6 protein-coding genes and 4 pseudogenes are annotated in these 12,190 nt (G+C 56.8%); 2 read left to right on the top strand and 8 right to left on the bottom strand.

What is annotated here, in order from left to right; translation table 11 throughout:
• The 4 genes and pseudogenes from FJ423_RS33930 to FJ423_RS32995 form a co-directional block, all read right to left on the bottom strand.
• Window positions 1-194, bottom strand: a pseudogene (locus FJ423_RS33930) (hypothetical protein); the annotation flags it as partial.
• A 323-nt stretch (window positions 195-517) separates the two neighbouring features.
• On the bottom strand, window positions 518-802 hold the full coding sequence (locus FJ423_RS33005; RefSeq protein ID WP_084016206.1) for an acyl carrier protein: 285 nt from the start codon (window positions 800-802) through the stop codon (window positions 518-520).
• Between the two features lie 21 nt (window positions 803-823).
• Window positions 824-6,241, bottom strand: coding sequence for a type I polyketide synthase (locus tag FJ423_RS33000; protein WP_084016208.1), 5,418 nt, complete (start codon window positions 6,239-6,241; stop codon window positions 824-826).
• 424 nt (window positions 6,242-6,665) lie between these two features.
• Window positions 6,666-7,373, bottom strand: coding sequence for a 4'-phosphopantetheinyl transferase superfamily protein (locus FJ423_RS32995; protein ID WP_084016210.1), 708 nt, complete (start codon window positions 7,371-7,373; stop codon window positions 6,666-6,668).
• A gap of 399 nt (window positions 7,374-7,772) precedes the next feature.
• On the opposite strand from FJ423_RS32995, the pseudogene FJ423_RS32990 reads away from it, so the two are divergent.
• Window positions 7,773-7,987: pseudogene (locus FJ423_RS32990) on the top strand (biotin/lipoyl-containing protein); the annotation flags it as partial.
• A 519-nt stretch (window positions 7,988-8,506) separates the two neighbouring features.
• On the opposite strand, the gene FJ423_RS34515 reads toward FJ423_RS32990, so the two are convergent.
• On the bottom strand, window positions 8,507-8,644 hold the full coding sequence (locus tag FJ423_RS34515; protein WP_245322136.1) for a hypothetical protein: 138 nt from the start codon (window positions 8,642-8,644) through the stop codon (window positions 8,507-8,509).
• Window positions 8,645-8,963: 319 nt separating this feature from the next.
• On the opposite strand from FJ423_RS34515, the pseudogene FJ423_RS32980 reads away from it, so the two are divergent.
• Window positions 8,964-9,237: pseudogene (locus FJ423_RS32980) on the top strand (DDE-type integrase/transposase/recombinase); the annotation flags it as partial.
• A gap of 106 nt (window positions 9,238-9,343) precedes the next feature.
• On the opposite strand, the gene FJ423_RS32975 reads toward FJ423_RS32980, so the two are convergent.
• The 3 genes and pseudogenes from FJ423_RS32975 to FJ423_RS32965 all read right to left on the bottom strand — a co-directional run.
• Entirely contained in the window at window positions 9,344-9,529 is a 186-nt protein-coding gene (locus FJ423_RS32975; RefSeq protein WP_140700809.1) for a hypothetical protein, read from the bottom strand.
• 13 nt (window positions 9,530-9,542) lie between these two features.
• Window positions 9,543-10,721, bottom strand: coding sequence for a Xaa-Pro peptidase family protein (locus FJ423_RS32970; RefSeq protein WP_084016212.1), 1,179 nt, complete (start codon window positions 10,719-10,721; stop codon window positions 9,543-9,545).
• Window positions 10,722-11,230: 509 nt separating this feature from the next.
• Window positions 11,231-11,791 (bottom strand): annotated as a pseudogene (locus FJ423_RS32965) (IS66 family transposase zinc-finger binding domain-containing protein); the annotation flags it as partial.
• Between the last annotated feature and the right edge of the window lie 399 nt (window positions 11,792-12,190).

The following is a 12,190-nucleotide window of genomic DNA, read 5'->3' as shown; positions in this document are numbered from 1 at the left end:
GCCGGCTGGAGCGCAGGTTCGCCCAGCATGACAACATCCGCCCAAGCTCCTTCGACGGTTTCTGATATGACGGGAAACTCGAAAGTAGCTGAACTAAACAGCGAGCCGGACGGCGGCGCCGGCGGCGCCACGCTGGGTGGCAAGGCAGGTTCCAAACCCAGAATTCCAAGGCAGCTCTCGATTTGCGACGTCATTCTGGCCTCCAGGGTCGTGCAGATACATTTGATGTGCATGGTGTATGCGCATTCATCAAATATCGACTGTCGCCGCCGACCACCTGGGTGCCAAATGTCCATGTGCGGTAGCAATTTCGCAGATCCAGTGGTTACAGCCTGACAGAAGAGTCCGATTTTGGCATTCCCTTTGGGAAGTGTGCGTCGAGTCTGGCGCATGCGGACGGAAGATGGTCCGCTCCCAGTCTCGCCGAAGCCAGAAACAGAGCTGTGTGTTCAGCTGCGTCTCCGCTCTAGACCAAATGTTCTCCTGGGACATTCAGTCTAGCAAGTTCGAGGTGTCCTTATTTCGACGGATGGTTACGGATGCATATTCGCTCGTACAGGTCGCCGAACGTCGCCGCCTCAATTATCTCATCCAATTGCGGCGACCTCCAATTGTTGCTTTTATCCAAATTAGCTTGGAGCTCTGCGGCGATAAGGCTGTCTCCCCCAACATCAAAAAAGTTATCGTCCAAGCATATTTCGTTATCTCCGATAATATTTTTAACTTCATCAAGAAAAATTTTCCTCGGATCATCGTTGCTAAACATGTTTAGTTTTCCTGGTTCGACTACTTTTTCTGCCATAACCCTTTTCTCCTCTTATTACTACTCGTCTGGCGTCGTGAACTCTTCTCCCCTTTGCTGTTCTCGCTCCCCGGACTGCCGCGGAACCGTCCGCCTCGCAAGCTGATCGTCCGGCCAGCATCGGTGACCGTCGAATGAGTACGTTGGAAGGGAAATGCGACGGCGAGTACCGAACGGTTCCAATTGATCACTGGCCCGTTTCCAATCCACCGCAACACCCGCGGCCCAGAGTGCCCCAAGGCATTCCAGAAGGACATGGCGGTCAGTGGATTGTTCATCGTTCTCGTCGCGCGCGGCTGGGACGATCGATGGAATTCGGGTCTTCCGGTCCTCTGAGTTGATTGCTCCCTGTGCCAGACGCGCCAGATTTCGTGAGGGCCCGATGTCAACGAGTGCAGCTACACCAGCCGCGACAACGGGCTTGAGAGCACGATCAAATCGGAGAGGCTCGATCGCTTGCCTGCTCAAGTAGGTGTCCTGCAAGGGTATTTTCGCTTCATGCAGAGCTCCTGAGTTGAGAGCAATGGCCACATTCGGCAGGCCCTTTTCGAGTGTACGGACCCGCGCGTCGATGGCGTCAGTCGCTCCTTTCATCAGCGGCGAATGGCTGGGGACGCCAGCTGTAATAAGGAGGTTGTTGGTGATCTGTCGATGTTCGAGACTTTCCTGAAGCCTTTCCAGAAGTTCCCGCTTGCCGGTGAACACGACGTCGGTATTTGAGTTCACGATACCGACGCCGATCTCGCCAGCTTCTGCTCGATCACGCCAAGCGTCCTCCGTGAGGATACGCTCAGCCTCGCTCGGGCCGCATCCGGCCGCAAGCATAGCACCATCGATACCAATATTTGCCACCGCACGGCTCCGAGCGATCGTCAGCTCAACAGCATCTTCCACTTTTAGAATGCCCGCTAGGGTAGCCACAACGTATTCGCTCATGCTGTGTCCGACGAGATAAGCGGGCTGAACTCCGAACAGTTCTAGCGAACGCGCCATGGCGAATTGCACGGAGAAAATCATGACACTGATTTCTTCGAAGGAAGCCGTCCGGTATTTGTCGTCTTCCCCAAACATGACCGTCTCCAGGTCACGATCCAGGAGCCGGCGACAAGCGGCCGCACAAGTCAGGAAAGCATTGCGGAAGTCCGGCACGTGATCGAACAGATCCTTGAACATCCGCGGGTGCTGCACTCCGCAGCCCGGCAGCATGAAGCCAATAGACGGCGAGGAAAAGGTCCGATCAGCTGTACGATCCCCTTCTTCTTCCAACCTCGCGATGGCCGTGCCCAAGTTGCGCGCCACCACAACGGTTCGATGCGCGAAGTGGCATCTCGCCACGCGTAGTGTATGAGCGACGTCACCAAGATCGATGTCGCGGTTGCGCCGCAAGAACGCAGCTAGATTCAGGCAGGCCCGGCTTAGCGCTGACGGGGTCTTTGCAGATAGGCAAAGGGCGTGAGATCCCCGTGCAATCGATCCGGGCCAAGCCCTTGCATTGTCGCTGTCCCATTCCTGCAGCACGATATGGCAGTTGGTTCCTCCCATACCGAGTCCAGTAACTCCGGCAGTTCGTGAACGTCCCGGCGGACGGGGCCAAGGTCTAAGCTGCTCATTGATGAAGAAAGGCGTGTCTTCCAGTCCCAGATCTTCATTCAGCCGATTGATTTTGATTGTCGCTGGGATTACTCCGTGCTGAAGCGTGAGAGCTGTCTTGATAAAGCTCGCGACCCCTGAGGCGATGTTGGCATGGCCGATATTCGGTTTAATTGACCCGAGCGCACAGGCGTTCGCCTGCCCCGCGAAGACATCTGCCAGTGCGCGGACCTCGATTGGGTCGCCGACCTTGGTGCCGGTCCCATGAGTTTCGATATATTCCACATCTTCAGGGCCAAGTGCCGCGGAGGCAAGTGCTTGGCGCACAACTTCGGCCTGGCCTCGTGCGCTAGGCGCCGAGAAGGATGATTTGGCGCGGCCGTCGTTGTTAATGGCACATCCTTTTACCACCGCGTGGATCGAGTCGTTCGCCTCAAGCGCGTCTTCAAGGCGCTTGAGAACGACAACCCCTACCCCATCTCCGAGCACCGTGCCACTTGCATCGGCATCAAAGGCCCGGCACACACCGTCCGAAGAATTAATGAAGTCCTTGACAAACTGATACCCCGCTTGAGGGAAGGTGATACTCGAGCCCCCTGCCAACGCCATGTCGCAATAGCCGGCCGCGAGCGACTGAGCGGCGACCGCGATCGCCACTAACCCAGTTGAGCATGAGGTTTGCACCGCAATGCTTGGGCCGTTAAGGTTCAGCATGTAGGACACGCGCGCGGCAAGGTAGTCCTTCTCGTTGCCGAGCTCCGTCAGGAAAGCGAGTGGCGCGTTGGTGGGATCGCTGAGGCTGCCCTTCAAATGGTGCAGTAGATAGAGTGGGGAAGAAGACCCTGCGAACACTCCGGTCCGGCCTTCATGCTGGGTTGGCGCATATCCGGCCGACTCAAGTGCCTTCCAGCAGCATTCGAGAAACAGCCGATGCTGCGGGTCCATTAACGTTGCCTCACGCCTCGAGAGGCTCCAGAAATCCGGATCGAAAAGGTCCACATCGTTGAGATGGGCGCCCACGCGCACATAATCCGGGCGATTCAGGACAGCTTCCGCAATGCCTCGGGCCTTGAGCTCCTGCCTGGAGAGCGAGGTGATCGAGCATACCCCCTGGCAGAGGTTCTCCCACAGCGCGTCTACCGTCTCCGCGCCAGGAAAACGCGCGGCCATACCAATCACCGCAATGTCCATACTGGGGCTGCTTCGACGGTCCAGCGCCTTCACATGCGCCCTACGCGCCAAGACTGGCGGTGTTTTGGGGAGCTTGCCGATTTGGGGACGTCCCTGCTCGCCAATGCGTTTGCGGAGAAGAGCCGCGAGTTCGTTAAAGGTCGGATTGAGGAAGACCTCCACTACCCGGAGTTGCACCTTCAGACTCTCACGAATCTGCGTGCAGAGGCGGGCAGCCAGAAGGGAGTGTCCGCCGCAGTCGAAAAAATTGTCGCCCAGATCGGCAGCTTCGGCCTGGAGAAGGTCTCGCCAGGCTGCGCGAAGTGCTGATTCGACCTCGTCGGTACCGGTCACCAGAGCGCACGACTCTTGCGCGAGCCCGCGAAGGCGCGACCGATCAAGTTTTCCGTTAGCCGCAATGGGCAATTCCCGTACCGCCACGAAATGCGCAGGTATCGCATAGTGCGGTAACTCGGACTTTAAATGCGCTCGCAAAGGAGCCTCCCAGCCTCTGCAACCATCGTGCAGCACCACATAGGCGACCAGTCGGTCCGGCTGGCCTGTCGTCGAATCGAGCTCAGGCAATACGGCGGCGGAGCGGACCCCGGCGTAGCGAAGCAAGGCAGCTTCTACAGACCCGGGCACGAGGCTGTAACCTCGGATCTTCACCATGAAAGCGCAGCGCCCGATAATTTCCAAGTGGCCACTTGGCAGCATACGACCAAGATCGCCAGTGCGGAACATCGTGCCATCTGCGCGAAACGGGTCGGGAAAGAACCTTTCGCGTGTCATCTCTGGGCTGCCGAGATATCCATGAGCCAAGACATCGCCGCCGACGAAGACCTCGCCCAAGAAGCCCATTGGGACGGGATCGCGTTGCTCCCCCAGGATATAGACACTGACATTGTACTGAGGCCTACCCACCGGCGCGACCTTTTGTATTATCGCAGGATCGACCTCGCTCAAGTCAATATGCGAAACATCACATGCCTCCGCTGCGCCGTAGTAATTGATGATTCTGATGTGCGGCAGCGCGTCCCTGACCCGCGCAAGCAACGCTGCTGTTAGTACCTCGCCTGATAGGTAGATCAATCTGAGATCGGGAAGGCGGGAGGGGAGGTCAAGGAAGCCGCTGCTGATAATCACGTCCAGCAGTGATGGGGTTAGCAATATTCTGGAAATTCGATTTCGCTCCAGGTACTCGACCAGCTGATGCGGATCGTAGATAACGTCATCGGGGACCAGATAGGCTGGAATCCCGGCGAGGATCGGCCGCATTATGTCCCCGAAGAGATTGACCGCCTCACGCTCACCAAGCGTGTATGGCAGCGCATGATAGCGCCACTGGTTGGCGCATACACTGCTTCGGTGGGGGCAGACAATCCCTTTTGGTTCACCAGTCGTGCCAGACGAAAATGAGATCTGGGCCGGCGCATCGATATTCACCGGTTGCGGATTGGCCGGGCTGGCCTTGCCAAGTTGTGCTTCCCAACCCTCGTCGAGCGACAGCGCAATACCGGACCAGTCAGGCGGAAGCTTGGCTGCGAAATGGTCGCTGGTGACGACGATTTCAACACATGCTTTCGCAAGTATTCGCTTTACCGCAGCGGCGGGCAATGCTTTGTCAAGCACGACGTAGGCCGCCCCTGTTTTTAGAATACCGAACAAAGCGACGGCGTATTCAGGTGAAGTATCCATCAGGATACCCACGCTGGAACCTCGGCTCTGACCATGTCCAAGAAGGTGCCTGGATAGAATGTCGGTTAGGTCGTCGAGTTCACGATATGTGATGGTCGTAGCCTCTGAAACGATGGCAGGACTGTCGGGGGTGAGAGCTGCTTGTTTGCGGAATCGCTCATGCAGCGTTAGATTAGTATAAGGGAAGACCTCGCCGTGTTGGATAGAAACCGGAAGTTGTCCCTTCACCTCGCTAACCTCGCGCAGGAGGCTGGACACCACCTGCTCCGTCATGGCATGGGTGAAAAAGTGATCGCCATCAAACATAATCCGGGCGAAGCGCGACGTCGTAAGCCGACGCCATCCGTCTAGGTCATTGGCATTGATTTCGTCCTCAACTCCGCCCATTGCGGTGATTGCCGCCTTGAGAGGCTTTGGCAGGTTTCGGTCGTAAGTCTCCGCAAGTTCGAAGTCGGCCCGCAGGGGCGGCAAAATGAAGTCCAATAGCAGTTTCTCGTTTGCCAGCGCCTTCTTGGGGACCATACCAAGGGTACGAATCACATCGGTTAGCTTATCATCGGTGTATGTATACATCGGCGGCTCTTGCGGGGGCAGATCCGCTGACGGGTGAGCAGACACGACCACATGGAAGGGAGATGGCCGACCGGCCTCCTCAAGGGAGCGGGCAATCTCGTAGGCCACGAGGGCACCTGCGCTATGACCGAAGAAAACGAAGGGGCTATCGCTGTATTCCTGGAGCGCCTCGATGACCATGGGTGCCAGTACGTCCATGCTGCGAATGGCGGCCTCCGCTGATCGTTTGCCGCGCCCGGGAAGATCCAAGCAAATAAGCTCAATGTCGTCAGGGAGATAGTCTGGCCAATTACGGAACGACTGGACGCTACCCCCCCCATGGGGGAAGCAAATTAGCCGATACGACGGCGCAAGTGAACTCTTTACAACACTAAGCAGTGTTTTTGACTTACCAGGAAGTTGTTCCATCTCTCAAGCCACTCCACCTAGATTCCGCCTGAAAACGCCTCTTTCTTAGCGGACATTTCTTTTTTATGAGGACTTCCAATTCGGTCTTTATAGCACTAGAAGCTGCCACTTCGACCTAAGCTTACGGCAGCCAAAGTAGCACGGTTATCTAATGTAGAATGTTAAGATGTATCAAACTTCAGTTCAGGCATCTGTTAAAAAGTGTTAAATATCATTTTGCACAACGATTTAATTTCTAATTTGATAAATTTACGCGAACGGCGCCATTGCAGTAACGCTGTCGACCCTTATTGCGCCCCTGCATTGCGTACTCGTGCAGCGTCCGAGCGCAATTCGGACACAAGCCTTTTTGGCTGTCCCTGACCTCAGACCTTGCTGTGAAGGTACCATTGTCCGCGACCTTCGATCATGAAGGTTCAGTAATTTATTTGGTATCCGGCTGTCCAAGTTGGTCAACCAATTGAGATGGCAGGGTGCGCATGATGATCTGCTGGGGACAAGGCGATGCTATATGCCCTATTAACTGCCCGCGGATTGGGAGCGCATTGAGATAATAATGCAGGCCACCAAATTCCACAACCTGCTCATCCCAGCCCGTGTGAAGCGTTAGCGGGTCCTGCTGGAGACCAAGACCTACGCATTTCAGTATAGCCTCTTTCCTGGTCCACAGCTCCAGGAACTCTCTCGCAGACTGTTTGCGCGTAACGTCTTCAAACCTCCTGACTTCTTGGTCAGTCATAATGTGGCGGGCCAATTGTCGGCAATTTGCCAAGGGGCGCCAACGCTCAATATCTATCCCAATCAGGCCCACGGCTGAAACGGCGACGGCGGACCAATCCTGGCTGTGAGACTGGCTCACTTCGATATCGCGCGCCGGCAATCGAGGCTTGCCGAACCGCGAAACGGTCATCTGGAGATCTTGCTCCGGAATATGCAAGTGCGCAGCAAGGATGGTTCGAAAAGCAAATTTTGCTTGAATGTATGAAAGCCGCAGATCTGAGTGGCGGATTCTTTCGGCCCGCTCCCGCTCAGTTGGGCTTAGCACTTCACGCATGTATGGCGTTGGGATTGTCAGCTGTGAATGCCGGAAAACCCAAACATCGATCGTACCAAACTGCCTCTGCGAATGCATTCGTCACAGCCTTTGGCTCGCTCCACCACATGCCCTTGCCTGATCAGCGCGAGGGTGAAGTCGTTATTGCTTCCCCCATTTACACGTCCACAGTGCGGTAATGGGGCGGGTCGTTACTGACTTGGGAAAGCTTCTACACTGCCATTGCGTCTCTGGGGTTAAACATTTAAGAAACAACTTAAAGATTTATAAGACCTCTTTGAGCTTCTTTTCATCAGTCGTATACTATATCTTTTGCTGCACCGAACTAGCACCACTAATGTTAACGCGATGTGATTGGCGGCCCGCCATTAGCGCCGTTCCGAAAATAGTTGAGTGATTTCAGCCGGTTGTGATTCCGTCGGATTTGCGAGCTTCGATGGAGATCACGATGGCCTGGACTGAAACCACCCGTGCGCATCGCGGCGCAAGGCTGAGCCGGGCAACGAGGCGCATGTCGGAGCACCGATGCGGGCGTCGTCTCGGCGCTCGCCGTTGCCGCCGGCCAGGCGGTCAAGGCCGGCGACGTGCTTTTGTCCATCGAGGCGATGAAGATGGAGACGGCATTGCATGCCGAGCGCGACGGCACAATCGCCGAAGTGCTGGTCAAGGCCGGCGATCAGATCGATGCCAAGGGTGTCCACAGCCTAAGAAGCACCTCAGCTATTCACTTAGAGGCGCTGAAGCTTTCCCGACGTCGGGCCGACGACCATCTCGTCTCCCGATGAGTAGGCAAACTGGAGTGCGGCAATACCGCGCTCGGCCATCTCCTCAAGATCACGCAGGCTCAGATTGCAGGCGAGAGATAGCAGCGCACCAGAGCAGGACCGCGGACTTGTCGAACTGACAGCCTTTGAACATTGCAACACTCCGAAAACGAAGGTTCCTTGCCACAGCACTGTAATCAAAAGTTGCAGCAGATCAATTTAGGCTCGTGCGCCTGCGCTCGACCCGGAAAAGGAGGCAGAGAATGCGACAGGGTTCATCTCGTTTCCGCCAACCGATGTGCCCGTCAAGGCCGGCGCGCTGACCGGTCATCTGGTCGAAGCCTGCTAAACGGCGAAGGTCATCTCCTCTAGAGGGAAGGTCCCAAACGGATCATGCTGCCGTCGCTGAAGCGTGATTGGCGGAATCTGTGGAGGTTGTGCCCTGTCTCATTTCCTTGGACCAGGTCGGCCCACCAACCCGCCCATGCCGGGTCCGATACCGAAGCCGTGGCTACTCATCCCGGTCGCGATAACCAGACCTAGGATCGCAGCGGCGCGATCGACGATAGGCACGACATCCGGCATTGCATCGATCATGCCCGCCCAACTCGCCTTGAGCGGCACTGTCTTGAACTGCAGGAAAAGCCCGTAATCCCGCGGTCGATGGGCGGAGTGCAGAGGCTTCGGGAGCGGGATTCCCATCTCCAACAGTGATACCGAGATATTCCGGCGCGCCAGAACAGCGCCGTAGTCACGCCGACAATGCCGCCGCCGATGACCACGACTTCCGAAGTCTTCGGCGGAGTCGCTTGAAACTGTACGGGGTGGCTTCGGTGAAGGGGAATATTGTCAAAGAATACTGTCCTTTTGGTACGCTACGGCGGTATCCGGCCTACAGACTTGTCTCGCCTGCGACACCACAAATCGCTTGCAGGATCGCGCCCGGTGCCTGCTGAAGCCGATCCGCATCTGCCGGAGCCATAGTTGAACAATTGGATCAATCAGGACCATCGGCGCATAAAGCACCGTGTCCGAACGATGTGCGGCTTCAATCCTCAGTAAGCGTCGGCATTATCCTGTCCGGCATTGAAATGTTTCACATGATGAGCAAGTGACAGGCCAGGGACGCCTTCAATCCGAATCCGTCGCTGGCCGGACAGTTCGCCATTCTCGCCGCCCGACCAGAAGCGCAAACAATCCTCCCTGCGTCCCAACTCAACCGTTGCAAAACCGATCCTAATCGGTTCGCAATTTGAGATACTCGATCCTGACGTAGCTGCCGCGTCAATCGCCCAGCCGCGCCTCGTCGAGCGTCGCATCGATCGGCGCTTCGCCGGCGACGCGTGCGGCCGCATGGGAGCGGATCGCGGCGACAAGCGCGCATTGCGTTGCCGCACCACGTGCAACTGCTGGAATCCCGCCGAAGAGGACGGGATCGACGCCGGTTTGCAGGAAGAGCTTGCCCCCCACAGTAATCCGCATTCTATTTGACGAAAAGCTCGCGCGCTGTCTTCGTTAAAGGGTCAAACCCACGATCCTTAACAGCAAAACTTTGGGTGATCGTGATTCCAACGTTGTCTAGCCACAGGCCAGGCATCATGTGGAAAACCATACCTGGCTGAAGAACTGTTTCATCTCCCTTGCGGATACTAGCCGTACGTTCTCCCGATGCGGGCGGAAATGCGATGCCAGTCGGATATCCAATTCGGGACTCCTTTTCAATCCCATGGCGAGCAAGCACTTGACTGAATGCGCTGAACACTTCTGAACAGGTCCGCCCAGGACGCACACTTTCGAGGCCGACGTTTAGGGCTTCTACAGCAATCTTCGACAGATTTTGGAATGCAGTTGAGGGTTTGCCGACTACGATTGTACGAGAGAGTTGAACTTGGTAGCGGTGCCGGCACCCCGAAAGTTCAAGATTAACAACAGAGGAATTCGGCACCGGTTCGTCGGTCCAAGCTGCATGTGGAGCGATTGAACGCTCGCCTATGCAAAGATCGGGAGGGCAAGCAGGGTAGTCACCTCCAAACTCAGCCGTACCCGACACTTGCTGGTGATAAATAGCTGCCGCGATATCGCATTCACGAACTCCAGCTTCCACCGTATCGATCACACATTGCATCGCCACATCTGCAAGCTGACCAGCTTGACGCATGATTGCGATTTCAGTCGGGCTCTTTATCAGCCGGAGCCATCCAACGAGTAGGTCAGCATCAACGAATTCCGCAAGTGGCAAAGCCCGGGTAAGATCCTGGTGAGCACGGGCGGAATAATAGTATCCTCCCATCTCGACGCCAACGCGCGCCTTCTCGCCCCCGACTTCCCTTACAATATCGGCCATAAAGGTGTAGGCCGATAGGAAGGGCGAATGAACATGCGTTTCGGGGTAAGCTCTGATGTTTTGATCGGCAAGATAGGTAGTCATTAATGCCGAAACGCGATCCATCAACCGGCCCACCCAAATAGGCTCGTCGTGATCGAGTGACACGATCACCATTTGCGGAGTATAGAACGAGTAAGCGTTATAGCCGGTAAGATAGTTTTGGTTAGGCGGCTCTGACAGAAGAAGGATCTCGATCCCTCTCGTCGTCATTTCTTTCTTTACCGCTGTTAGACGTGACTGAAACTCGGCAATCTCAAAATGCAGTTCTTTTAGCACGTTTTTCTCCTTCTAATTCAAATCAAAGCGACCGTCTTGGGTGGCATCATCATTTCCAGCGGTGTGCGTGGCACATCTGGAGGGAGAAGGGCGGAGCCCACCCCCCCCCGCGTTATGTTGACACGATCGGAGACCATTGGTCGGGCCTGCGATCCCTCGTCGTAGCTCGAACCGCCCCAGGTGTTGGGAGGGCTGGGTGCCGGTCGCCATTACCAGTGGAATGCGGCCAGGCTATAGGCTGACTTGTGGCAGCACAATTCGGATCTGGCAACAATGTATCGGCCGGTACCTCTTGCCACAGTGGGGATGTACCGCGTTGATCGAAGACCTTCACGTAGGTCCCACCATCGCGAGCTATCTCGATCATGAACACAGCTGAAACCGTACCGCTTCGCCGGACCATAGGAAATACGGTCGCTGCCGTCGACCTGCAGGACGCCGCGATAGCCATCCAGATGGCGGGCGACGCATTCGCCGGCACGGCTGTCCTCAAAGCGGTCGGCGACGGGGCTGATCGTCTCGCAGTCGCGGCAGGTGAACTTCTCCCGCACGTGCTGGATCACCTTCCATTGCCGCGGCACCACCTCCAGCGTCTCGGTGATATCCTCACCCAGCTTGCGTAGCCGATGACCGCCGCAGCAATGGCAAGCGGTCGGCGCCGGCTCGACCACGCGTTCGCGCGGCAGATGCTCGGGAAATGGCTGACGCGCCGGTCGTTTGCGCACATAAGGCACCACCTCGGTGGTCCTGGCCGCGGCCTGTTCGGCGGCGATCTCGTCTTCCGTCGCGGTGCTCTCGAGCTCCTCGAAGGTGAGCTCCATCTGGTCGTGCAGGCGGGCTGAGCGTTCAGAACTCTGACCATGCAGCGCCCGCTGCAGCTTGCGGATCGTCAGATGCTGATGTGCGATCAGCGCCGCATCATCCGATGCCTTAGCCCTGGCGACCGCCAGTTCGGCCTCGACCAGCGCAGCGCGCGCGGCCTCGTCTTCGGCTCTGGCCAGCGCTGCGGTCAGCGCCGCTCTGAGCGCGCCGATATCGTCCGGAACAGCATCCTGGGCGGTGGCAACCATGCCCTGGAGTGAATCATAAAACGCGCCCGCTGACTCGCGGAAAATGGCGCAAACTCAAAGAAAAACTCAGCCCGCGCGCTGCGGGCGGAACGTGTGGCGCGGGTTGCGCCAATCGATCCCGTCGAGCATGTAGGCGAGCTGCGCCGGTGATATGGAAACCGTGCCGTCCGCCGGCGACGGCCATAGAAACCGGCCCTTCTCGAGCCGTTTGCATACAGCGACATGCCAAGCCCATCATGCCAGATAATCTTGATCAGATTGCCGCTGCGGCCGCGGAAGACATAAATATCGCCGGCCTAGGGTTAGGTGGCGCGCCACCTAACCGTTCTTATGCATCGGGTGAGATTTTGTGGCGGAGCCGTCCTGGCGCCAGCCGAGGTCTGCCAAATCTGGAATCCT

Source organism: Mesorhizobium sp. B2-8-9 (assembly GCF_006439475.1).
In the GTDB taxonomy this organism is placed as follows: domain Bacteria; phylum Pseudomonadota; class Alphaproteobacteria; order Rhizobiales; family Rhizobiaceae; genus Mesorhizobium.
The sequence above is the reverse complement of the archived record's forward strand: the minus strand, read 5'-3'. Positions and strand labels throughout refer to the sequence as shown.